The sequence below is a fragment of the Streptomyces sp. NPDC004031 genome (assembly GCF_053604375.1).
In genome coordinates this window covers 126,726-150,179 of record NZ_JBSGHL010000012.1, presented here as the reverse complement: position 1 = coordinate 150,179, position 23,454 = coordinate 126,726, and the positions used below count along the sequence as shown (strand labels likewise).

General features: G+C 70.5%; 16 protein-coding genes. 2 read left to right on the top strand and 14 right to left on the bottom strand.

Annotated features, from left to right (window positions below):
- Nucleotides 1-39: 39 nt before the first annotated feature.
- The gene (locus ACWERV_RS10550) at nt 40-1,266 is read left to right on the top strand and encodes a thiolase family protein (protein ID WP_452931216.1); all 1,227 of its coding nucleotides are present in this window, start codon (nt 40-42) and stop codon (nt 1,264-1,266) included.
- On the top strand, nt 1,263-3,389 hold the full coding sequence (locus ACWERV_RS10545) for a 3-hydroxyacyl-CoA dehydrogenase NAD-binding domain-containing protein (RefSeq protein WP_452931213.1): 2,127 nt from the start codon (nt 1,263-1,265) through the stop codon (nt 3,387-3,389). Before ACWERV_RS10550 ends, ACWERV_RS10545 begins: the two co-directional genes overlap by 4 nt.
- Nucleotides 3,390-3,466: 77 nt before the next feature.
- On the opposite strand, the gene ACWERV_RS10540 is transcribed toward ACWERV_RS10545, so the two are convergent.
- The 14 genes from ACWERV_RS10540 to ACWERV_RS10475 all read right to left on the bottom strand — a co-directional run bounded on the left by ACWERV_RS10540 (nt 3,467) and on the right by ACWERV_RS10475 (nt 23,382).
- Nucleotides 3,467-4,324, bottom strand: a complete 858-nt coding sequence (locus tag ACWERV_RS10540; RefSeq protein ID WP_452931210.1) for a DsbA family protein — start codon at nt 4,322-4,324, stop codon at nt 3,467-3,469.
- A 144-nt stretch (nt 4,325-4,468) separates the two neighbouring features.
- Nucleotides 4,469-6,400: a 1-deoxy-D-xylulose-5-phosphate synthase gene (gene dxs, locus ACWERV_RS10535; protein ID WP_398178162.1), complete on the bottom strand. Its 1,932-nt coding sequence runs from the start codon at nt 6,398-6,400 to the stop codon at nt 4,469-4,471.
- A 247-nt stretch (nt 6,401-6,647) separates the two neighbouring features.
- Nucleotides 6,648-7,913 carry a sugar ABC transporter permease gene (locus ACWERV_RS10530; protein WP_452931273.1) on the bottom strand — a complete coding sequence of 422 codons (1,266 nt, stop codon included), beginning with the start codon at nt 7,911-7,913 and terminating at the stop codon, nt 6,648-6,650.
- 14 nt (nt 7,914-7,927) lie between these two features.
- Nucleotides 7,928-8,716, bottom strand: a complete 789-nt coding sequence (locus ACWERV_RS10525) for an ATP-binding cassette domain-containing protein (RefSeq protein WP_398178157.1) — start codon at nt 8,714-8,716, stop codon at nt 7,928-7,930.
- Between the two features lie 265 nt (nt 8,717-8,981).
- Complete coding sequence (locus tag ACWERV_RS10520; protein WP_452931206.1) at nt 8,982-10,094, bottom strand: sugar ABC transporter substrate-binding protein; 1,113 nt, start codon at nt 10,092-10,094, stop codon at nt 8,982-8,984.
- A gap of 139 nt (nt 10,095-10,233) precedes the next feature.
- Nucleotides 10,234-11,436, bottom strand: a complete 1,203-nt coding sequence (locus ACWERV_RS10515) for an ROK family transcriptional regulator (RefSeq protein WP_398178150.1) — start codon at nt 11,434-11,436, stop codon at nt 10,234-10,236.
- 289 nt (nt 11,437-11,725) lie between these two features.
- Nucleotides 11,726-12,649 (bottom strand): carbohydrate ABC transporter permease, encoded by a 924-nt coding sequence (locus ACWERV_RS10510; RefSeq protein ID WP_398178147.1) that lies wholly within the window; start codon nt 12,647-12,649, stop codon nt 11,726-11,728.
- Between the two features lie 10 nt (nt 12,650-12,659).
- Nucleotides 12,660-13,583: a carbohydrate ABC transporter permease gene (locus tag ACWERV_RS10505; protein ID WP_398178144.1), complete on the bottom strand. Its 924-nt coding sequence runs from the start codon at nt 13,581-13,583 to the stop codon at nt 12,660-12,662.
- Nucleotides 13,584-13,625: 42 nt separating this feature from the next.
- Complete coding sequence (ngcE, locus tag ACWERV_RS10500) at nt 13,626-15,053, bottom strand: N-acetylglucosamine/diacetylchitobiose ABC transporter substrate-binding protein (protein ID WP_452931202.1); 1,428 nt, start codon at nt 15,051-15,053, stop codon at nt 13,626-13,628.
- Nucleotides 15,054-15,476: 423 nt separating this feature from the next.
- Entirely contained in the window at nt 15,477-18,194 is a 2,718-nt protein-coding gene (gene acnA, locus ACWERV_RS10495) for an aconitate hydratase AcnA (RefSeq protein ID WP_398178138.1), read from the bottom strand.
- Nucleotides 18,195-18,410: 216 nt separating this feature from the next.
- Nucleotides 18,411-19,208 (bottom strand): leucyl/phenylalanyl-tRNA--protein transferase, encoded by a 798-nt coding sequence (locus ACWERV_RS10490; RefSeq protein WP_452931198.1) that lies wholly within the window; start codon nt 19,206-19,208, stop codon nt 18,411-18,413.
- Nucleotides 19,209-19,224: 16 nt separating this feature from the next.
- On the bottom strand, nt 19,225-21,123 hold the full coding sequence (locus ACWERV_RS10485) for a non-ribosomal peptide synthetase (protein WP_452931196.1): 1,899 nt from the start codon (nt 21,121-21,123) through the stop codon (nt 19,225-19,227).
- A gap of 80 nt (nt 21,124-21,203) precedes the next feature.
- Nucleotides 21,204-22,466: an MFS transporter gene (locus ACWERV_RS10480; protein ID WP_452931193.1), complete on the bottom strand. Its 1,263-nt coding sequence runs from the start codon at nt 22,464-22,466 to the stop codon at nt 21,204-21,206.
- Nucleotides 22,467-22,521: 55 nt separating this feature from the next.
- Nucleotides 22,522-23,382: a thioesterase domain-containing protein gene (locus ACWERV_RS10475; protein WP_452931191.1), complete on the bottom strand. Its 861-nt coding sequence runs from the start codon at nt 23,380-23,382 to the stop codon at nt 22,522-22,524.
- Between the last annotated feature and the right edge of the window lie 72 nt (nt 23,383-23,454).

The window sequence follows — 23,454 nt, the reverse complement described above, 5'->3', positions numbered from 1 at the left end:
TTCCGGGAGGCGAGTGAACACACATAGAGGGAGCTAGTCGTGCCGCGTTCTGCGAGGGACGTCGTCTTCGTCGACGGCGTCCGTACCCCGTTCGGCAAGGCGGGCCCGAAGGGCATCTACCACGAGACCAGGGCCGACGACCTGGTCATCAAGTGCATCCGGGAACTGCTGCGGCGCAACCCGGGCCTGGACCCGGCCCGTATCGACGAGGTCGCGGTCGCCGCGACCACGCAGATCGGCGACCAGGGGCTGACCCTGGGCCGTACCGCCGGCATCCTGGCGGGGCTGCCGACGACGGTGCCCGGCTTCTCGATCGACCGCATGTGCGCGGGCGCCATGACGGCCGTGACGACTACGGCCGGCGGCATCGCGTTCGGCGCCTACGACGTCGTGGTCGCGGGCGGTGTCGAGCACATGGGACGGCATCCGATGGGCGAGGGCGTCGACCCGAACCCGCGTTTCGTGTCGGAGAAGCTGGTCGACGAGTCCGCGCTGTTCATGGGCATGACGGCGGAGAACCTGCACGACCGCTTCCCGGCCCTGACCAAGGCGCGCGCCGACGAGTACGCGGTGCGCAGCCAGGAGAAGGCCGCCAAGGCCTACGCCGACGGCAAGATCCAGCCGGACCTGGTCCCGGTGGCGATCCGCCGCACCACGCCCGAGGGCGGCGAGACCGGCTGGGGCCTGGCCACCGCCGACGAGCCGATGCGTCCGGGCACCACGCTGGAGGGCCTGGCGAACCTCAAGACCCCGTTCCGCCCGCACGGCCGCGTCACGGCGGGCAACTCCTCGGGCCTCAACGACGGCGCGACCGCCTCGCTGCTGGCCGCCGAGGACGTCGCCCGCGAGCTGGCGCTGCCGGTGAAGATGCGCCTGGTGTCCTACGCCTTCGCGGGCGTGGAGCCCGAGGTCATGGGTATCGGCCCGATCCCGGCCACCGAGAAGGCGCTGGCCCGCGCCGGGCTGACGATCGACGACATCGGCCTCATCGAGGTCAACGAGGCCTACGCCGTGCAGGTCCTGTCGCTGCTGGACCACTACGGCATCGCCGACGACGACGCGCGCGTCAACCCGTACGGCGGCGCCATCGCCTTCGGTCACCCGCTGGCCTCCTCCGGGGTGCGGCTGATGACCCAGCTGGCCCGGGAGTTCGAGGAGCACCCCGAGGTGCGCTACGGCATCACCACGATGTGCGTGGGCTTCGGCATGGGCGGCACGGTCGTCTGGGAGAATCCGAACTTCGACGGGACCGGGAGCGCCAAGTGAGCACCACCACCGAACTCCTCAAGGGCGCGGCCGAACTCTTCCCCGGCGAGGTCGTCACGACCGCGCACGTACGGCACCTGGAACTGCCCGGCGCCGGGCGCTTCGCGCTGATCACCCTCGACAACGGCCTGGACCACACCAAGCCCACCACCTTCGGCCCGCAGTCGCTGGCCAACCTGGACGCGGCGATCGACCAGGTCGAGAAGGAGGCCGCCGACGGCGCGATCACCGGCGTCGGCATCACCGGCAAGCCGTTCATCTTCGCCGTCGGCGCCGACCTCAAGGGCGTCGAGCTGCTGGGACGGCACGAGGACGCGCTGGCCATCGGCCGCGGCGGCCACGACGTCTTCAAGCGCCTGTCGTCGCTCGCGGTGCCCACCTTCGCGTACTACAACGGCGCGGCCATGGGCGGCGGCGTCGAGGTCGGTCTGCACTGCACCTACCGCACCGTCTCCGCCTCGGTGCCCGCCTTCTCGCTGCCCGAGGTCTTCCTCGGCCTGGTGCCCGGCTGGGGCGGCTGCACGCTGCTGCCGAACCTGATCGGCGCCGACCGCGCGGTCACCGTGATCATCGAGAACTCGCTCAACCAGAACCGGCAGCTCAAGGGCCCGCAGGTGTTCGAGCTGGGCATCGCCGACGCGCTGTTCGAGGCCGCGGACTTCCTGGAGCAGTCGCTCGCCTGGACCGCGTCCGTGCTGCGCGGCGAGATCGAGATCGACCGCCCCGAGGTGGACCGCGGCGAGGCCTGGGACGCCGCGGTGGCCCGCGGCCGCACCATCGCCGACAGCAAGGTGCACGGCGCCGCCCCGGCGGCCTACCGCGCCCTGGACATCGTCGCGGCGGCCCGCGGCGGCGACCTGCGGCAGGGCTTCGAGGCCGAGGACCGGGCGCTCGCCGACCTCATCATGGGCGGCGAACTGCGCAGCGGCATCTACGCCTTCAACCTGGTGCAGCGGCGCGCCAAGCGCCCGGCCGGCGCGCCCGACAAGGCGCTGGCCCGCCCGGTGACGAAGGTCGGCGTCGTGGGCGCGGGCCTGATGGCCTCGCAGCTGGCGCTGCTGTTCGTGCGCCGCCTGGAGGTGCCGGTCGTGCTGACCGACATCGACCAGGCCCGTATCGACAAGGGCGTGGCCTATGTGCACGCCGAGATCGACAAGCTGCTCGCCAAGGGCCGGCTGAAGCAGGACGCCGCCAACCGCTACAAGGCGCTCGTGACCGGGCACCTGGACAAGGCGGCGGCCTTCGGGGACGCCGACTTCGTCATCGAGGCGGTCTTCGAGGAGATGGGCGTCAAGCAGCAGGTCTTCGCCGAGCTGGAGGCGGTGGTGCGCCCGGACACGATCCTGGCGACCAACACCTCCTCGCTGTCGGTGTCGGAGATGGCCGCGAAGCTGGAGCACCCCGAGCGGGTCGTGGGCTTCCACTTCTTCAACCCGGTGGCGATCCTGCCGCTGCTGGAGATCGTCCGCGGCGAGGCCACCGACGACGCCTCGCTCGCGACCGCCTTCGCCGTGGCCAGGAAGCTCAAGAAGACCGCGGTGCTGGTCAAGGACGCGCCCGCCTTCGTGGTGAACCGCATCCTGACCCGCTTCATGGGCGAGATCCAGAACGTCATCGACGAGGGCACCCCGGTCGCGGTGGCCGAGAAGGCCGTCGAGCCGCTGGGCCTGCCGATGTCGCCGCTGGTGCTGCTGGAGCTGGTCGGCCCGGCGATCGGCCTGCACGTCTCGGAGACGCTGCACGCCGCCTTCCCGGACCGCTTCACCGTCTCGCCGAACCTGGCGGCGGTCGTCAAGGCCGGCAAGCGCGGCTTCTACGTCTACGACTCCGGCCGCCCCGAGCTGGACCCGGAGGTCGCCGCGCTGCTGGAGCAGGGCGACCGGGTGCTGACCGAGGCGCAGGTGCGCGAGCGGGTGCTGGACGCGGTGGCCCAGGAGATCGGGCTGATGCTGGCCGAGGGCGTCGTCGCGGAGGCCCAGGACATCGACCTGTGCCTGATCACGGGCGCCGGCTGGCCCTTCCACCTGGGCGGCATCACGCCGTACCTGGACCGTGAGGGCGTCTCGCACCGGGTGAACGGCAAGCCGTTCCTGGCGCCGGGCGTGGCGAGCGTCCCGGCCTGACGGGCGGCATGACGAAGGGGGCCGGTCCACCGCGGTGGACCGGCCCCCTTCGTCGTACGCGCGCGGGCCGCCGGCGGTCAGTCCTCCGTCTTCGGAGTGGCCGTCGCCGCTGCCGCGTGCTCCGAGATGACCTTGTCGACCTCGGCCTTGACCTGGAAGCTCAGGGTCTGCGGGGTCAGGTGGGTGGAGACGTCCTTGACCTGGACACCGTCGATGAGGACGACGGGCACCGCGCCGTAGCCGGAGGCGGTGAAGTCGTCCTGGGACTTCTTCACCCAGCCCTCGTGGTCGCGCTGCTCCACGCACGGCTCGAAGGTGCCGGCCTTGATCTTGCCGGCCTTGTGGGCCAGCTTCTTCATCAGGCTCTCGCTCGCCAGTGCGTCGTCCTTGGGGTCGGCCGGCTGGACCTTCCACAGCTCGTCGACGAAGTCCTCGAAGCGGCCCTGGTCCTGCGCGCACGCGGCGGCGTTGGCCGCGACCGCCGCTCCCTTGCCGCCGTACTGCGCGTCGGAGGCGGTCACCAGGTGGTACTGGAAGCGCACCTGCCCGGTCGCCAGCAGCTGCCGGACGGTCGCCGCGTACTCCTCCTGGAAGGCCTTGGAGTCGGGGCTGCGCAGGTCCTCGTAGACCGTGACGGTGACCGGCACCGACGGGGCCACCGGGATGTCCAGCTTCGGACCGGTGGGGGTGGCCGTGGGCGTCGGGCTGTCGTCCGCGGACTTCGGCTGCGCCGCGGCCACGGCGCCGGTGGGCTCCGAGACCTTGTCGCCCTTGCCCGCCCGGACGTGGGCGCCGACCAGCGCGGAGATGCCGAAGACCACGACCATGGCCGTGATGCCCACCGCGTACGGCCGCAGCCGGGCGACGGGGCCCTTGCGCTTCTTCGTCGGGGCTGCCGAACCGCCCTTGGTACCGGGCCCCTTGGACTCCGTCATTGCTACGCCACCTCGATCATCGGCACTGCCTTCGCGCATTTCTACCATCGGCCCCGGGCCCCCGGGAAACGGGGTTCCCGGGGCCACGGGAACGCCGCCGCCCGGCCTGCCGGACCGGCGGCCGGGCGGCGTTGGGAGCGGGGGTCAGCCCGCCTCGGGTTCGGCCGGCACGGCCTCGGCGGCCTCGTCGGCGAAGCGCCCGTCGATGGTCGCGACCACGCCCGTGACCTGGCGCGCGATGTCCGGCGCGGTCAGGCCGACCGCGGCCAGCACGTCCTTGCGGGAGCCGTGCTCCAGGAAGCGCTGCGGGATGCCGAAGTCCCGCAGCGGCACGTCCACCTCCGCGTCGCGCAGCGCCTGGGCGACGGCCGAGCCGACGCCGCCGGCCCGCCCGTTGTCCTCGACGGTGACGACGAGCCGGTGCCGGGCCGCGAGCGCGGGCAGCTCGGGGTCGACCGGCTTGACCCAGCGCGGGTCCACCACGGTGCTGGTGATGCCCTGGGCGTCCAGCAGCGTGGCGGCCTCCAGGCACATCGGGGCCAGCGCGCCGACCGACACCAGCAGCACGTCGGGCCGCTCGCCGCCGGACGGCTCGCGCAGCACGTCCATGCCGCCGATCCGGCCGACCGCGGGCACCGACGGTCCGACGGCGCCCTTGGAGTAGCGGACCACGGTGGGCGCGTCGCGGACCTCGACGGCCTCCCGCAGCTGCGCCCTGACCTGCTCGGCGTCGCGTGGCGCGGCGATCCGCAGATCCGGGACGACCTGGAGGATCGACATGTCCCACATGCCGTTGTGCGAGGGCCCGTCGCTGCCGGTGACACCGGCCCGGTCCAGGACGAAGGTGACCCCGCACTTGTGCAGGGCGACGTCCATGAGCACCTGGTCGAAGGCGCGGTTGAGGAAGGTCGCGTAGACGGCGAAGACCGGGTGCAGCCCGCCCGTCGCGAGCCCCGCGGCCGAGACGGCGCCGTGCTGCTCGGCGATGCCGACGTCGAAGACCCGCTCGGGGAAGGCCTCGGCGAACTTGGTCAGGCCCACCGGGTGCAGCATCGCCGCGGTGATGGCGACGATGTCGGGGCGCTCCTTGCCGAGCGCGAGCATCTCGTCGCCGAAGACGGACGTCCAGTCGGCGCCGCCCTCGGACAGCGGCAGGCCGGTGTCGGGGTGGATCGGGCCGATGCCGTGGAAACGGTCGGTGCGGTCCCGCTCGGCCGGGGTGTAGCCGTGGCCCTTCTCGGTGATGCAGTGCACCAGCACGGGCCCGTGGAAGCGCTTGGCGCGCTGCAGGGCGGACTCCACGGCCTCGACGTCGTGGCCGTCGATCGGGCCGAGGTACTTCAGGCCCAGGTCCTCGAACATGCCCTGCGGGGTGATGAAGTCCTTCAGGCCCTTCTTGGCGCCGTGCAGCGTCTCGTAGAGCGGGCGGCCGATGAGCGGGGTGCGCTCCAGCGCGGCCTTGGTGCGGGCCAGGAACTGCTCGTAGCCGTCGGTGGTGCGCAGCGTGGCCAGGTGGTTGGCGAGGCCGCCGATGGTCGGCGAGTACGACCACTCGTTGTCGTTGACGACGATGACGAGCGGCCGGTCCTTGGCGGCGGCGATGTTGTTGAGCGCCTCCCAGGCCATGCCGCCGGTGAGCGCCCCGTCGCCGATGACGGCGACCACGTGGTCGTCGCGGCGCTTGAGCTCGTTGGCCTTGGCCAGTCCGTCCGCCCAGCCCAGCACCGTGGAGGCGTGGCTGTTCTCGATCACGTCGTGCTCGGACTCGGCCCGCGAGGGGTAGCCCGACAGGCCGCCGGTGCTCTTGAGCCGGCTGAAGTCCTTGCGTCCGGTCAGCAGCTTGTGGACGTAGGCCTGGTGCCCGGTGTCGAAGAGGATGCGGTCGCGCGGGGAGTCGAAGACCCGGTGCAGGGCCACGGTCAGCTCGACGACGCCCAGGTTGGGGCCGAGGTGGCCGCCGGTCTTGGAGACCGCGTCGACGAGGAAGGAGCGGATCTCGGCGGACAGCTCCACGAGCTGCTGCGGGCTGAGCCGGTCGAGGTCGCGCGGTCCGTTGATACGGGTCAGCAGTGCCACCCGTTCCTCCTTAGCCTGTCGCTCCCGGCCGATCTGGCCTTCGGAAGAGTCTAATCTTCGGGTTACCGGCGCGTCGGGCGACCCGTGCGATGTCTGTCACGCGCCGTACCGGCAACCGCGCGGCGGCGTGTCGGCGTCCCGCCGCCGCGTCGGCCCCGCGGGCGTGAACGACGGACCGCCGGGCGGTCCTGGGGTCCAGGTCCGCCCGGCGGTCCGGGTGGTGCGTACGGCGCCGTGCGGCCGCGGGTCAGGCGCGGCCGGAGCTGCGCTGGGTGCGGCGGGAGATCGAGTCGACGACCACGGCGGCGAGGAGCACCGCGCCGGTGATCATGTCGTTGATCGAGTCGTCCTTGTTCAGCAGGTTCAGGCCCATCTGGATGGACTCGATGACCAGCATGCCCAGCAGCGCCGACCAGACGCTGCCGCGGCCGCCGAAGAGGCTGGTGCCGCCGATGACGGCCGCCGCGATGGCGAGCATCAGCAGGTTGCCGCTGCCGGCCTGGAGCGTCGCGGTGTACTGCTGGGCGGCCAGGAACAGGCCGCCGAGGGCCGCGAAGAAGCCGGAGATCGCGAAGACCGATATACGGACCATCGCCACGTTGATACCGGCGCGGCGGGCGGCCTCGATGCCACCGCCGACCGCGAAGATCTTGCGGCCGTAGGTGGTGCGGCGCAGCACGAAGTCACAGATGACCAGGGCGGCCAGGAAGATGACCAGGGAGTTCGGCACACCGGAGGACTTGTTCAGCACGTAGGCCGACACATAGGCGACGACCGCGAGTGCGCCGGTGCGGAACAGGATCTCGCTGGTGGGCCGGAAGGGCACCGACGCCTTGCGGCGGCGCTGCTGCTCGATGAGCGAGCCGACCAGCAGGGCGCCGACGGCGAGCGTGGCCAGGATGTAGGCACCCGCGATGCTCTGGTTCATGAAGAACGAGCGCTGGCCCAGGGTGTGCAGCAGGCCCTTGTCCTGGATCGTGAGGCTGCCGGTGCTGCGCAGCAGGTACTTCATGACACCGGCCCAGCCGAGGAAGCCGGCCAGGGTGACGACGAACGCCGGGACGCCGATCTTGGCGAAGAAGAAGCCGTGGAAGGCGCCGATGACGATGCCGGTGAGCAGCGTCAGCAGGACCGCGAGCGTCGGGTTGACCCCGTGCTGGACGGTCAGGATGGCGAAGACCGTGGACGCCAGGCCGCTGACCGAGCCGACCGCCAGGTCGATCTCGCCGAGCAGCAGCACGAAGACCAGGCCGATCGACAGCATGCCCGTACCGGCCATGAAGAAGCCGATGTTGACCATGTTCTGCGAGCTGAGGAACAGGCTGTTCTGGACCTGGAAGACGGTCCAGATGATGATCAGCGCGACGATCACCGGGAGCGAGCCCAGCTCGCCGCCCTTCAGCTTGCGCTTGAACTCCGTGATGTAGCCCTTGAAGCCCTCTTCCCGGACCAGCAGCCGGGGGTCGACGGTCGCGACCGCCGGCGGCGGCACCTCGTCCACGGGCTTGCTCATCGTGGTCTTGTCGCTCACTGGGCTGCCTCCGCGTTGCGCGCCAGACGACGGGTCACGGCGTTGTCCGTGGCGCCGGTGATGGCCGCGATGATCTCTTCGTTGGTGGTGTCCTTGACCGGGAAGGCACCGTTGTTCCTGCCGAGGCGCAGCACGTGAACGGTGTCGCAGACCGCCATGACGTCGGCCATGTTGTGGCTGATCAGGATGACGCCGAGGTTGCGCTCGCGCAGCCGCTCGACGAGGTCCAGGACCTGCGCGGTCTGCTCGACACCGAGGGCGGCCGTGGGCTCGTCGAGGATGACGACCTTGGGGTCGCCGATCAGCGCGCGGGCGATGGCGACGACCTGCCGCTGGCCACCGGAGAGGCTCGCGATCGGGATCCGGACGCTGGGAATCCGGATGGACAGTGTGTTCAGAAGTTCGCGGGAGCGCTGTTCCATCGTGACCTCGTCGAGGCTGCCGAAGCGCAGCAGTTCCCGGCCGAGGTAGAGGTTGCCGACGACGTCGAGGTTGTCGCAGAGCGCGAGGTCCTGGTAGACGGTCGCGATACCGAGCTGCTGGGCGTCCTGCGGGCGGTTGATGTGCACCGGCCGCCCTTCCCACTCGATGACGCCCTCGTCCACGGGGTGCACACCCGCGATGGTCTTGACCAGGGTCGACTTTCCGGCGCCGTTGTCGCCCACCAGGGCGACCACTTCTCCGGGGTGAACCTCCAGGTCGACGTCGGTGAGGGCCTGGACCGCACCGAATCGCTTGGAGACTCCGCGCAACGCCAGCACGGGCGTAGCGGACACGTGAACCATCTCCTTCGCCGCCTGACCGGCGGGGATGCCGCGTGCTGCGTCGAACAGCCGCGGAGGGAGTGCGCAATGCACGGGTTACAAGATTACAAAGTGAACGGAGAAGGGGTAGACCCCCGTTCACGGAAAGCTGCGTCCGCAAGCGTTTCCGTCCGGTGCCCGCCCCGTTAGCGGGGTGTTTTGTGCGGGGCGGGCACCGGACAGGTTCACGGGGACGGTTCAGGCCGTGGAAGCGGCCGGGACCGTGCGGACCGGAAGTGCCGTCGGGTCAGCTGATGCCGGCCGCGGTGCACTTGGCGGCGAAGTCCGCGGTGCAGATCTGGGCGGCGGTGTACAGGCCGTCCTTGATGACCGTGTCCTTGATGTTGGCCGTGGTGACCGAGGTCGCGGGCAGGAGCTTGGCGGGCACCTCGGTGCCGCTCAGCTGCTTGGCGGTGGTGTCCGCGACGGACTTGAAGTCCTTGCCCTGGAGCAGGTCGACCGCGATCTCGGCGGCGGCGTCCGCCTCCGGCTGGTAGGCCTTGTAGATCGTGGCGGTCTGGGTGCCCGCCAGGATCCGCTGCAGGCCGTCGAGCTCGGCGTCCTGACCGGTCAGCGGCGGGTTGATGCCGGCGCCCTTGAGGGCGGTGGCGACACCGCCGGCCATGCCGTCGTTCGCGGAGTAGACGCCCGCGATCTTGTCCTTGCCGATCAGCTGGATGGCGGCGGTCATCTTCTGGTTGGCGATGTCGCCCTTCCACAGACCCGACTGCTCGTAGGCGATCTTCACCTTGCCGTCGAGGATCTTGTGGGCGCCGGCCTTGAACATGGCGGCGTTCGGGTCGGCGGGGTCACCGTCGATCATGACAACGTTGGCAGACGGCGTCGCCTTGGAACCCATCGCGTCGAGCAGCGCCTGGCCCTGCAGCTCGCCGATCTTCTCGTTGTCGTAGGAGACGTACGCGTCGATCGGGCCCTCGGCGAGGCGGTCGTAGGCGACGATCTTGATGCCCTTGTCCTTCGCCGCCTGGATCGACGACTTGATGCCCTTGGAGTCCTGCGCGTCCACGATGAGGACCTTGACGCCCTTGGCGATCATGGTGCTGACCTGCTGGGCCTGCTTGGCCGGGTCGGCGGCGGCGTTCGCGTACTCGACCGAACAGTCGGGGCACAGCTCGTTGATCTTCTTGGTGATCAGCGGCCGGTCGAACTTCTCGTAGCGCGTGGTCGCGTTCTCCGGGAGCAGCAGGCCGATCGACTTGGCCGAGCTGCCGTTGGAGGACGACGCCGCCTTGTCGGAGCCCTTGTCGTCGCTGCCGCCGGCCTTGCCGCACGCCGCCATGCCGAAGGCGAGCGAAACGGCCGCCGTGCCGATGACGATCCGACGCGTCATTGCGTTCATCTGAGGTTGCCTCCCTGACAGGGCCGCAACACCGCGGCCGAGGTGGACGTGAGTCAACTCCGGCTGACGGCCTGTCGTCAAGAAGTAAACACTTAACGAGATGGCAACGGCGCGTTTCGTTAGCAGCGTGAACGCTCAGTTATGCCGAAAAGGCCGGTGTGTCGACCGGGTGGTTGCCGTCCAGCAGGGTGGAATCGCCCATTTCGCTCAAAACCAGGGCAAGTGCCCCCAGGACCTCCGCCCGCGCCCCCAGCGCGCCCGGCACCACGGACAGCCGCTGGGCAGCACTGGGGATAGCGTAACGGGACACCGATTCCCTTATCGGGCCGAGCACCAGCTCGCCGGCCTCCGCCAGGTCGCCGCCGAGGACCACCCGGGAGGGGTTCAGCAGGTTGCACAGGCTCGCCACGCCCATCCCGATGTGCCGCCCGACGTCGCCGGTCACCCGGCGGCAGCCGGGGTCGCCCTCGCGCGCCAGCTGCACCATCCGCGGGATGGTCAGGCCCTCCCCGTGGCTACCGCGCAGCAGCTCCAGGACGTAGCGGGCCGCGGTGAAGGTCTCCAGGCAGCCGCGGTTGCCGCAGCGGCAGACCGGGCCGGACTCGTCCAGCGTGATGTGACCGATCTCGCCCGCCGTGCCGCCGGGGCCGCGGTAGATCCGGCCGTCGATCACCAGTCCGGCGCCGACACCGCTGGCCACCTTGATGTAGGCGAGGTCCTTGACCCCGCGGCCGCCGCCCCAGACCAGCTCGCCGAGCGCGCCGAGGTTGGCGTCGTTGTCGACCTGCACCGGGACGCCGAGCCGGTCGGTCATCTCCTGGCGCGGGTTGATGCCGCTCCAGCCCGGCAGGATCGCGGTCGAGCCCAGCGCGCCGGTCTCCACGTCGATCGGGCCGGGCACACCGAGGCCGACGCCGAGCACCTTGCCGGGGCTGATCCCGGTGGACTCCACCAGCCGCGCGACCAGCTGCTCCGCCCGGTCGAAGCCCTGCGAGGCGGAGGCGTCCACGTCGATCGGCTCGGACTGCTCGGCCAGCACCTGGTGCGCCAGGTTGCCGACCGCGACCCGCAGGTGCGAGTGGCCGAAGTCGACACCGACGACGATGCCCGCGTCACCGGACAGCGCCACGCTGCGGGCCCGCCGACCTCCCGAGGAGGTCGGCGTGACCTGCACCGTCCCGTTGTCCCGCAGCTCGCGTACGATGTTGGACACGGTCGCGGCGGACAGGCCCGTGCTCCGGGCGATCTCGGCCTGGGTGAGCGATCCGGCCAGCCGTACCGCGCGCACGACACGCTCCAGGTTGGCCCGGTGCAGCGACGACTGCGAACCCGGTGTGTCCACGACATCCACTCCTGCCCGGCAGGCGGCCCGTGTCCGCTTGCCCGCACGGGACGGGGCCGGCTGGTGCGGCCGACTGGACCCTGACGGCCCCTTGACGGCAGCAGCACACCAGTTGGACCCCGTCGTCTACAACATGTGAACTCTAAGTTGAGTGTTTGCGGTGATGTCCCGTCAAGGGGGAGAGCCACACCGTTATGGGAATCCCCCGCCGCACGGGCGGTCGGGAACGCCGAGCGGCGGCCCCGTCGAAGGACGGGGCCGCCGGTCCGGCAGCCGTTTCCCGGGTCCGCTACTTGAGCGCCCCCGCGGTGAGTCCGGCCTGCACCTGACGCTGGAAGACCACGTAGACGGCCAGCACCGGGAGCATGGCGATCGACAGGCCGGCGAAGAGTCCGCCCCAGTCGCCCTGGTAGCCCTGCTGCACGGCCAGGTCCGCCAGACCCTGGGTGAGCACCCATTTGTCGGTGTTGCCCTGGTTCAGCACCAGCGGGAGCAGGTACTGGTTCCACTGCCCGAGGACGTTGAAGATCCCGATGCTGATGATGCCGGGCTTGGCCATCGGCACCATGATCTGGAAGAACGTCCGGGTGTGCGACGCGCCGTCCACCAGCGCCGCCTCCGCCACCGAGGTGGGCAGGGTGCGGAAGAAGGAGGTCATGAAGAAGACCGTGAAGGGCAGCGAGTAGGCGATGTAGACCAGGATCAGGCCCGGCAGGGTGTTGATGATGTGCAGGTTGGTCGTCACGAAGAACAGCGGCACCAGCACCATCACGACCGGGAAGGCCATACCGGCGACGAAGATGAAGTAGATCAGCCGGTTGAACGGGAACTCGAAGCGCGCCAGCACGTAGGCGGCCATCGAGCCGAAGAGCATCGTGCCGGCGGTCGAGAAGCCGACCACGATGATCGTGTTGATGAAGTACCGGCCCATGTGGGCCTTGGTCCAGGCGTGCGACCAGTTGTCGAAGTGAAAGTGGGTCGGGAAGGACAGCGGGTGGCTGAGGATGTCGCCGGAGCTCTTGAAGGAGCTCCACAGCGCCCACAGCAGCGGCAGGCCGACCATCAGGCCCCACACCAGCAGGAAGATGTGGCTGAAGGCGTTGAGCACGCCGCCCTCGCTGTAGCGCCACTTCCAGCGGGACGCGGAGGTGGTGGGCGAGCCCGGTTTGCGGGGTGCCGACTCCGGGAGCTCGTCGATCGTCTCGGTGGTCATCGCGGAACCCCTAGAACTCGATGCGCTCGCGGCGCGACAGCCGCAGCGTCAGTACGGCGAACAGCAGTGTGACGATCAGCATGGCGACACCCATGGCTGCCGCCAGGCCGTATTGGCTGTTGTCCCGGAAGGCGGTCTTGTACAGCAGCAGCGGCACCACGTCGGTCTTCTCGTCGGGACCGCCGTAGTTGACCGACATCAGCTGGACGAAGGCGAAGGCGTCCATGGCGATGATGCCCATGTACACCCATCCGGTGGCCACCGTGTCCGCCAGCAGCGGCAGCGTGACCTTGAAGAAGGTGACGAAGCGGCTCGCCCCGTCCAGCAGCGAGGCCTCGTAGATCTCGGTCGGGATGGAGGCCATGCCCGCCGAGAAGAGCACCACGTAGAAGCCCACGTTCGCCCACACCATCACGGCCATGATGCAGCCGAGGGCCAGGTGCGGGTCGCCGAGCCAGGACTGGGTCAGCGAGCCGAGGCCGAGGTTCGACAGCAGGGCGTTGAGCACGCCCTCGTCCGGGTCGGGGTTGTAGATCTGCTGCCACAGGATGGCGATCACGGTGACCGACAGCACCTGCGGGAAGAAGAAGATGATCTTGTACGCGCCCGAGCCCCGGACGCCGGTGACCGACGCGCCTCTGCGCCGGCCACCGACGTTGAGCATGAAAGCGAAGAACAGACCGAGTGCCAGCGTCACGACCGGCACGATCAGCAGCAGCAGCACGTTGTGCCACAGCGACTGCCAGAAGAGGTGGTTGTGAATGATCTTCCGGTAGTTCTCGAACCCGATGTAGTGCTTGTCGGGTGTGAGTCCGGTCCAGTCCGTCATGGAGATCTGGAAGTCCTGGACGAATGGCGAGATCACGAAGACCCCGTACAGCGCTACAGGAATCGCCAGAAATCCGATGATGAACCGGTACTTGCCGTGTCGCATGTCGCCGGTCGCTCTCGTCTCAGCCGTTAGGGGGAATGCGGATCAGACGTGCTTGAACTTCGGCACGGACGAGTCCTTCTTGGTGTCGTCGCAGGCCTTCTGGGCCTGCTCGATCCACTGCGCCGACTTGATCTGCCCGGTCAGCAGCTTGGCGGTCAGGTTGCCCAGCGTCTCGTTGTTGAGTTTCTTGTACCAGTCCTGGATACGCGCGTTGAGCACGTTCGGCCCGGCGGCCTTCAGCGCCGCGCTCGCCGACGCCAGACCCGGGGTGAGGGTCAGACCCTCGGACGAGCCGGAGACACAGGTGAGCGACTTGATGGTGTTGGTGAAGTTGTCCGTCTGCTGCTTCGACAGCATGATGCGGAGCAGCTCCATACCGCCGGTCGGGTTCTTGCCGTTGGCGGCGACGATGAAGGGCTCACCGGCGGCCGCGTAGACGGTGCCGAAGGGCAGCTTGTCGCTCGGGCCGCCGCCGACCAGCGGGCCCACCGCGAGGTCGAAGTCCTTGGGCATGGTCGGGGCGGCCTCGTTCTCCACCCACGAGCCGTCGGCCACCAGGGCGGCCTTGTACTTCGTCCAGTCGGTCTGCATCTGGATGTGGGTCTTGCCCTCGGAGCCCGTGAGGAACAGCTTCTTGGCCGCCAGCTCCTCGTAGTACTCGATGACCTGCTTGACCGCGTCGACCTGGAGGGCGCCGTCCTCCAGGTCGTCGATGGCGTTCAGGATCTCCTTGCCGCCGACCTTGCCGAACTGGTGGAACATGTCGAAGTGCACGTAGTACGGGTACTTGCCCGGGTACGTGAACAGCGCGATGCCCTTGGTCTTGGCCTTGGCGCCGAGCGCGATGGCCTCGTCGAAGGTCTGCGGGTACGTCCAGCCGTTCTCCTTGAACAGCTTGTTGCTGTACCAGCTGCCGTAGACGGTGAAGGCGTAGTTCAGCGCGTACATCTGCTGCGAGCCGAACTGGCCCTGCTCGACCGTGCCGGCGATCAGGACGTCGCGGACCTTCTTCGACGGGTCGTCGATGGTCGGGGCGTCCAGCAGCGGGGTGAGGTCGAGGAGCTTGTTCTCCTTGGCCAGGGCCGCGGTGTCGAGGTTGTCGGCGCCGGAGTTGTCCATGAAGTCCGGCGGGGTGTTGTTGGCGAAGCGCGGCTGCAGCTTCGGGCCGATGCCCTGCGTGCCGGTGTGCTTCACCGTGGTGCCGTAGGTCTTGTTGTACTGCGCCTCGGCGGCCTTGATGTAGTCGTCGCCGAAACCGCCCTTGAAGACGAACGCCTCAAGCGGCGCGCCGTTCTTGACACCGAGCGGATTGGCGGCCGACTTCGAGCCGGCCGGGGCCGGCTTCTTCTTGTCGGAGTCCCCGCCACTGGACGTGGCGCACGCCGTCAGCACCGACGCCGACGGAATGGCCACCACGCCGATCGCCATCGCCCGCTTGATTGCATCGCGCCGGTTGATCTCGGATCCCATGCTCAAGTCCTCGCCTTCTCCAGGACTCATGCGGTGCAGCGACACCCGCCGACGACCGCGAACGTTGAAGCTTGAGTGAAACCGTGCATCCAGTGAGGCAGGGACGCTATCCGAACGCCGGCTGCGCCGGCTTGCCGATTCCCCCGCCCGAACCCGCTCAGAAGCTGGTTCCTTGGACGCCGACAGGTATAGTCCACTTCTCTCCAGCAGGGCAAGATCAAGTGCGTGTTTGGTCGGCAAGCTTTCCCGAGTTGAGACCTGTCCGAAATGTGGGACGACAAAACCGCAGGTCAGAGCGTTGCCGATCAGCCGATGGCGGACGATCGGCGGATTGGCCCGCGCAAAACGGACGGACCGCGTCCCCCGTCGAGGGGAACGCGGTCCGTGTTACTCGCGAGTTACAACTGCCGTGGAGGCACTGTCCTACTGACGGATCAGCGACCGCAGGACGTACTGCATGATGCCGCCGTTGCGGTAATAGTCCGCTTCGCCCGGCGTGTCGATGCGGACCACCGCGTCGAACTCCACGCCGGTGTCCGTGGTGACCTTCACGGTGCGCGGGGTGCTGCCGTCGTTGAGCGCGGTGACGCCCGTGACGGAGTACGTCTCCTCACCCGTCAGGCCCAGCGTCAGGGCGCTCTCGCCCTCCGGGAACTGGAGCGGCAGCACGCCCATGCCGATCAGGTTGGAGCGGTGGATGCGCTCGTAGGACTCCGCGACGACGGCCTTGACGCCGAGCAGCGCGGTACCCTTGGCCGCCCAGTCGCGCGACGAGCCCGAGCCGTACTCCTTGCCCGCCAGGACGACCAGCGGGATGCCCTGGTCGATGTAGTTGCGCGAGGCGTCGTAGATGAACGCGACGGGTGCGTCCGGCTGGGTGAAGTCGCGCGTGAAGCCGCCCTCGGTTCCGGGGGCGATCTGGTTGCGCAGCCGGATGTTGGCGAAGGTGCCGCGGATCATGACCTCGTGGTTGCCGCGGCGCGAGCCGTAGCTGTTGAAGTCACGGCGCTGCACGCCGTGCTCGGTGAGGTACTGGCCCGCCGGCGTGTCGGCCTTGATGGCACCGGCCGGGGAGATGTGGTCGGTGGTGACCGAGTCGCCGAGCTTGGCCAGCACCCGGGCGCCGGAGATGTCGGTGACGGGCGCCGGGTCCATCGTCATGCCCTCGAAGTACGGGGGCTTGCGGACGTAGGTGGACTCCGCGTCCCACTCGAAGGTGTTGCCGGTCGGCACCGGCAGCGCCTGCCACTGGGCGTCGCCCGCGAAGACGTCGCTGTAGGAGGTGCGGAACATGTCCTCGCCGATCGCGGACGCCACGACGTCGTTGACCTCGGACTCCGACGGCCAGATGTCGGCCAGGTGGACCGCCTTGCCGTCCTGGTCGGTGCCCAGCGCGTCGCGGGTGATGTCCAGCTTCATCGAGCCGGCGATGGCGTACGCGACGACCAGCGGCGGGGACGCCAGGTAGTTCATCTTGACGTCCGGGTTGATCCGGCCCTCGAAGTTGCGGTTGCCCGACAGCACCGAGGTGACCGCGAGGTCGGCCTCGTTGACCGCCTTGGAGACCTCCTCCGGCAGCGGGCCGGAGTTGCCGATGCAGGTCGTGCAGCCGTAGCCCACGAGGTTGAAGCCGAGCTTGTCCAGGTACGGCGTCAGGCCGGCCTTGTCGAAGTAGTCGGTGACCACCTTCGAGCCGGGGGCCAGCGTGGTCTTGACCCACGGCTTGCGGGTCAGGCCCCGCTCGACCGCCTTCTTGGCCACCAGCGCGGCGGCGACCATGACGTACGGGTTGGAGGTGTTGGTGCACGAGGTGATGGCGGCGACCGTCACCGCGCCGTGGTCGAGTTCATAGGTCGAACCGTCCTCGGCCGTGACCAGGGTCGGCTTCGACGGCACGCCGTTGCCGGAGGGCGCCGGGGAGTCGGAGGCCGGGAAGGACTCCTTGCCCGCCTCCTGGTCGTCGGTGACGTAGTTGCGCACGTCCACGGCGAACTGCTCGGCGGCCTTCGCCAGCACGATGCGGTCCTGCGGGCGCTTGGGGCCGGCGATGGACGGCACCACCGTCGACAGGTCCAGCTCCAGCTTCTCGGAGTAGTCCGGCTCGGCGGCCGGGTCCAGCCACAGGCCCTGCTCCTTGGCGTAGGCCTCGACGAGCGCGACCTGCTGCTCGGAGCGGCCGGTCAGCCGCAGGTAGCTCACCGTCTCGGCGTCGATCGGGAAGATCGCGGCGGTCGAGCCGAACTCCGGCGACATGTTGCCGATGGTGGCGCGGTTGGCGAGCGAGGTCGCGGCGACGCCCTCGCCGTAGAACTCCACGAACTTGCCGACGACGCCGTGCTTGCGGAGCATCTCGGTGATGGTCAGCACCAGGTCGGTCGCGGTGGTGCCGGTGGGCAGCTCGCCGGTGAGCTTGAAGCCGACGACGCGCGGGATGAGCATGGAGACCGGCTGGCCCAGCATCGCGGCCTCGGCCTCGATGCCGCCGACGCCCCAGCCCAGCACGCCCAGGCCGTTGACCATCGTGGTGTGCGAGTCGGTGCCGACCAGCGTGTCGGGGTACGCCTGGCCGCCGCGCACCATGACGGTACGGGCCAGGTGCTCGATGTTCACCTGGTGAACGATGCCGGTGCCGGGCGGGACGACCTTGAACTCGTCGAAGGCGGTCTGGCCCCAGCGCAGGAACTGGTAGCGCTCCTTGTTGCGGCCGTACTCCAGCTCCACGTTCTGCGCGAAGGAGTCGGGGGTGCCGAAGCGGTCGGCGATGACCGAGTGGTCGATGACCAGCTCGGCGGGCGCGAGCGGGTTGATGCGGGCCGGGTCGCCGCCCAGCTCCCTGACCGCCTCGCGCATGGTGGCGAGGTCCACCACGCAGGGCACGCCCGTGAAGTCCTGCATGATCACGCGGGCCGGTGTGAACTGGATCTCCTGGCTGGGCTGCGCCTGCGAGTCCCAGCCGCCGACCGCGCGGATGTGGTCGGCGGTGATGTTCGCGCCGTCCTCCGTGCGGAGCAGGTTCTCCAGCAGCACCTTGAGGCTGTAGGGCAGCCGGGCGGAGCCCTCGACCTTGTCCAGCCGGAAGATCTCGTACGACTCGTCGCCCACCTGCAGCGTGCTGCGGGCGTCGAAGCTGTTCGCCGACACGGCAGTCTCCTTCATGCGTCGTGTTGCGTGCGTGCGCGCGTGTCCCCGCGACCGTCTGCACCACGGTCCCGGTACGGCTCGGCAGATATCTCGATGTCGAGATAACTCTAGTACATGACCGCCGGACGGTCATGTGGGGGCACCGGTGTCGCCGCACGATCACGCCCAATGGCGGCGCCCCGGCCGGGGCGCCGCCATTGTCGCCGAGAGCCGCGCTCAGGTCTGCTCCAGGAGCCGCGCGGCCGGCGTCGGCCCGGTGGAGAGGACACCGGGAGCGAGGGGGCTGGGGGCGAGCCAGTCCAGGTACTCCCGGCGCGGGATGCCGCGGGCGCCGAGCCGGACCGTGTAGTCCGTCCGCACCTGCGCGTCCAGCAGCCGGATGCCCCCTTCTGCCGACCGGCGGGCGAGGTCGGCGATGGCTGCCTTGGCGGCGTCCGGCTCGGTGTGGAAGGCGGAGGACATCACGAAGACCTGCCCGACGGCGAGCCCGAACAGGCCGCCCACCAGCCGGCTCCCGTTCCAGACCTCGACACTCCTGACCCATCCGGCGCGGTGCAGCGCGCGCAGGCAGTCGGTCAGTTCCGGGGTGATCCACTGGGGGCTGCGCGCGGCCCGGCACGCGTCGAGCACGGCGTCGAGGTCGCGGTCGACGGTCGTGGTCCACCCGCTCGCGCGGATCGCCCGGCGCAGTGTGCGTCCCAGGTGGACCTCGCCGACCGGCAGGACGTACCGGGTGGTGGGCGACCACCACAGACGGGCGTACGGATCGGACGCGGACGGCAGCAGCGGGATGTCGCCGGCCTGTACGTCGGGCCCGTAGGTGGCCGCGTTGTGCGCGATGTCGGCGGGCTCGCACCGCGGGAGGCAGAACACCCCGCGCAGGTGCGCCGCGAGCAGCAGGTCCGGGGTCAGGTCGCCGCCGATCGCGACGGGCACACCGATGCCGTCGCCGAGGGTGACGTGGTCCCACGCCGCGGGGACCGCGGCCGGGAGGGTGTCGGGGAACGTCGTCACGGTGGTCGGCCTCTCCTTATACGCGGGCGGCCGCGGCGCGGTCGGCGGCGGTGCCGACCCTCTCGGCGACGGCCTGCTGGAAGTCGGTGAAGCGGGGGTGGTCGAAGATGGTCCGGATGGGGATCGCGGCGGCGAACCGCTCCCGGACGGCGACGATCAGCTCGGTGGCCATGAGGGAGTCGCCGCCGAGGGCGAAGAAGCTGTCGTCGGGGGCGACCGTGTCGATCCTCAGGGTCCGGGTCCAGTGCCCGCGCAGCAGCGCCGCCAGATCCTGGCCCGGCTCGGGCGCGGCAGGGTCCCCGCCCGCGCCCGGCTCCGGCGCGGCCGGTCCGGTCAGCGGCGGGTTGCTCGCCGTCAGGGCCTGGACGTCCGCCTTGCCGGCGATGTTCATCGGCACGGCGGGCACGGCACGCATCCGCGGCAGCATGTGCGCGGGCAGGCTCTCGGCGAGGCGGGCACGGATCCGGTCGAGGGAGCCGGCCGGGTCGGCGCGGGTGGCCGGGGTGAGCAGCACCCAGGCCGCGAGCGTGCCCTGTCCTCCGTCCTTCACCAGGGCCACGGCCGCGTTGCCCACGCCGGGGCAGGAACGCAGGGCGGCCTCGATCTCGCCCAGCTCGACGCGGTAGCCGTTGACGGAGACCTGGCTGTCGAACCGGCCCAGGAACTCCACCTGCCCGGCGGCGTCGAAGCGCCCCCGGTCCCCGGTCCGGTAGGCCCGCACGGGCGCGGCACGGCCGGGCAGCCGCAGGTCGGTGAAACGGGCCTGCTCCGCCGGTCCGGCGTTGAGGTAGCCGCGGGCCAGCTGCGCGCCGGTCACCCAGATCTCACCGACCTGCCCGTCGGGGACGGGGCGCAGCTCCTCGTCGAGGATGACGATGCCGTTACCGGGCAGCGCGGTGCCGATGACGGGCTCGGGGTGTTCGGCGACGACGGCGCCGGTGCAGTAGATGGTGGTCTCGGTCGGCCCGTAGTAGTTGTGGGCCCGGGTGCCGGGCAGGGCGCGCAGCTGCTTCCACAGCTCCGCGTCGGTCGGCTCGCTGCCGAGGACCAGCACCCGCACACCGGCCAGCGCGGTCGGCCCCGCGGCCAGCAGCAGGGCCCGGATCTGGGTGGGCGTGCCGTCGAGCAGGTCGACCCGGCGGTGGACGAGCAGCTCCGCGAGGCGTTCGGGGTCGCGGCGGGTGTCCTCGTCGACGACCACCAGGGTCCGGCCGCGGGTCAGGTTGACGAAGTCCGCGAAGAACGGGTCGGCGCTGGTGCCGCCGTTGAGGGCCACCCGCTCCACGTCCGGGACCGCGTCCCGGTAGAGGGCCTTCTCCATGCTGTCCGCCAGCGCCGCGAGGGCGTGGTGCTCGACCAGTACGCCCTTGGGCCGGCCGGTGGTGCCGGAGGTGTAGATCACGTAGGCGAGGTCGTCCGGGCGGGTGGCGACCTGGGGGCGCGGCGCGGTCTGCGCGGTCTGCGCGGGCTGCGTGTCGGGCGTGGGCAGCAGGACACGGATCCCGGCGGGGAAGTGCGCGGCCAGCTCGGGGGTGGTGACGGCCAGCTCGGTCCGGCTGTCGCGCAGCATGTGCTCGCGCCGGCGCGGCGGGGCGACGGGGTCCGTCATCAGGCAGGCGGCGCCCGCGAACCAGACCGCGAGGATCGCCACGACGAGGTCCGGCGTCCGGGGGAGGCAGAGCGCGACGGTGCTTTCCCTGACCGCGCCCGCCGCACGCAGCCGGCCGGCCAGCTCACCCGCCCGGGTGACGAGTTCGCGGTAGGTCAGCTGCGTGTCGCCGTACACCACGGCGACACGCTCGGGGTGGAGGGCGGCACGGGCGAGGATTCCCTGCGGCACGAGCCGGGTGTCGGGCCCGTCGCTCCCGGCGGGCGGGACGGGGCCGAGTCCGGGGGCTTCCAGAAGACTGCGCATGGCTCTTCGTTCCTTACTGTGAAGTGCGGGTGCGGGTGCGGTACGGACTCCGGGCCGCGGGTGGCCCGGCTCGGCTCGGCTCAGCAGTGGATGGCGTCCAGCCGCCGGGCGGCGGGTGTCAGGGCGGCGCAGGCGCACAGGGCCAGGAGCAGCACGCCGCCGCCGAGCAGGACGGCGGGGGCGCCCACCCGGCGGGCCAGGATCCCCGCCAGCAGGTAGCCGAGCGGCAGCAGCGAGTAGGAGAGGGTCATGTTGACGCTGTAGACGCGGGAGAGCAGGTGCTCGGGGACCAGCTTCTGCAGCAGGGTGTTCTCGATGATGTCGAAGGACAGGCCCGCGCCGACGAGCACGACGGCGGCGAACAGGACGGCCCGGTGTCCGCCCAGGACCCCCATGAGGGCGGTTCCCGCGCCGATCGCCGCGGCGAGCCCGAACAGCGCGGCCCGCGCCCTGATCCGGCGGGCCCGGCCGATGGCCAGCGACGCCAGCAGGACCGTCCCGATCTCGGCCGCGCTCAGCAGGCCCAGCGTGCCCACCCCGCCGTGCGCGCGGCGCACCAGCGCGGGCAGCAGCACGGTGTAGGGGGCCAGGCACGCGATGTTGGCGGCCAGCGAGACCGCGACGACCACGCCGATCCACGGGTTCGCCCGCGTGTGGCGCAGCCCCTCGGCCAGTTCGCGGCGGACGCCGCCGGACGGCTGCGCGGCCCTGCGGGGGACGGGTTCGAGGACGGCCATGGCGACGGCGGAGAAGGCGAAGGACGCGGCGTTCAGGCCGAAGACGAGGCTCGCGCCGCCCGCGCCGAAGGCGACAGCGGCCAGCAGCGGTCCGGCCAGCCGGGCGAGGTTGCCGGTGGCGGTGAAGACGGAGTTGGCCTTGCGGAACTCCTCGTCGTCGAGCACGTCGCGGTTCATCGCGGCGTAGGCGGGACCGTAGAAGGCGGTGACGGTGCCCAGCAGCACCGCGGCGGCGAGCAGCAGCGGCAGCGTGAGGCGGTCGGCCGCGGCCAGCAGCGCGAGGGCGCAGACGACGGCCGCGGCCACCGAGTCGGCGGCGACGATGACGGTGCGGCGCGGGAGCCGGTCGGCCACGGTGCCCCCGACCAGGGCGAAGACCACCTGGGGCAGGAAGTTCAGGGCCATCAGGGTGCCCATGGCCGCGGTGGATCCGGTCAGCCGGTAGACCGTCCAGCCGAGGGCGACCTGGTAGGCGCCGTCGCCGACCCGGGAGACGGTCTGCCCGAGCCAGAAGGTCACGAACCGCCGCTGTGCGAACAGCGCGCGTCCACCGGGGGCGGCGGTGGTCGCGGGGAGCGGAGGCGCCGCGTCCAGGGTGCCGCTCATCGCTCGCCCCTCCTGCCGGGACGGGGCCGTGGCCCGGCGGGCGCGCGGGGCGGGGTCACGACCCGTCCTGCGAGAGGAGCCGGCGCATCGCGGACAGGTAGGCGGGGCTCCGCATGATCTGGACGCTGGACACGCCGTCCACCGCCGTCACGGTGCTGCGGGGCGCGACGTCGTGCCACCGGACCTCCGGGTCGTGCGCGTTCTCCCGGGCGATGAACACGTTGACGGGCAGGTCGAGGGTGCCCAGCCGGCACCGCCGGTTGGCGTACATGCCCGCCGACCAGACGAGCTGGCGCCAGAAGAAGTCCTCGCGCGGCGTCGCGTCGTCGATCCAGTGCCCGGCGCGCATCCGGTCCATGACGCGGTCGAGGTCCGCGGCCAGGTCGTCGACGCCGAACTGCCGCCGCAGCGCCGCGAGCCGCATGTCGTAGACGTCGCAGAGCCCGAGCAGCGGGCCGGACGCCAGGGCGCCGCGGGCCGCGTTGACGAGGTTCAGCGGGCCGACCCGCTCCCCCGCCGCGACCAGCCGGACCGCGACCTCGTACGCCGTCTGGCAGCCGCCGCACATGCCGCCCAGCAGGTAGGGCCCGCGCGGCTGGATGCGGCGGATCTCCCGCACGCAGGCGTCCGCGGCGTCCGCCACCGACAAGAACGGCTCCTCGCGGCTCCACAGCCCCCTCGCCTCGAACCCGAGGACCGGGTGCCCGTTGCCGAAGGAAGGGGCGAAGTCGCGGACGAAGACGATGTTTCCCTCGGTCCACGGAAAGAGAAAGAGCGGTGTCCCCTTTCCCGGTGACAGTTCGACGGGCGATCCGGCGGAAAGGGCGGTGCGGCGGGGACGGCGGGATTCCCACAGCGACGTGAAATCGGATTCGGCGGTCGCGGTGCCGGGCGCTGTGGCGTGCATGGTGCTCATCTGGCAGATGCCTCCTGGAATATGACGCGGTGGGCGGGACCGGTGCGGAACCGGCCTGCGGTGGGGGCGGTA

What these genes read in the sequence shown, in the direction of transcription:
- ACWERV_RS10540 (WP_452931210.1), bottom strand. Translation starts at nt 4,324, where the DNA reads ATGACGGAGTCCAAGGGGCCCGGTACCAAGGGCGGTTCGGCAGCCCCG.
- ACWERV_RS10530 (WP_452931273.1), bottom strand. Translation starts at nt 7,913, where the DNA reads ATGAGCAAGCCCGTGGACGAGGTGCCGCCGCCGGCGGTCGCGACCGTC.
- ACWERV_RS10525 (WP_398178157.1), bottom strand. Translation starts at nt 8,716, where the DNA reads ATGGTTCACGTGTCCGCTACGCCCGTGCTGGCGTTGCGCGGAGTCTCC.
- ACWERV_RS10520 (WP_452931206.1), bottom strand. Translation starts at nt 10,094, where the DNA reads ATGAACGCAATGACGCGTCGGATCGTCATCGGCACGGCGGCCGTTTCG.
- ACWERV_RS10510 (WP_398178147.1), bottom strand. Translation starts at nt 12,649, where the DNA reads ATGACCACCGAGACGATCGACGAGCTCCCGGAGTCGGCACCCCGCAAA.
- ACWERV_RS10505 (WP_398178144.1), bottom strand. Translation starts at nt 13,583, where the DNA reads ATGCGACACGGCAAGTACCGGTTCATCATCGGATTTCTGGCGATTCCT.
- ngcE (WP_452931202.1), bottom strand. Translation starts at nt 15,053, where the DNA reads ATGGGATCCGAGATCAACCGGCGCGATGCAATCAAGCGGGCGATGGCG.
- ACWERV_RS10485 (WP_452931196.1), bottom strand. Translation starts at nt 21,123, where the DNA reads ATGCGCAGTCTTCTGGAAGCCCCCGGACTCGGCCCCGTCCCGCCCGCC.
- ACWERV_RS10480 (WP_452931193.1), bottom strand. Translation starts at nt 22,466, where the DNA reads ATGAGCGGCACCCTGGACGCGGCGCCTCCGCTCCCCGCGACCACCGCC.
- ACWERV_RS10475 (WP_452931191.1), bottom strand. Translation starts at nt 23,382, where the DNA reads ATGAGCACCATGCACGCCACAGCGCCCGGCACCGCGACCGCCGAATCC.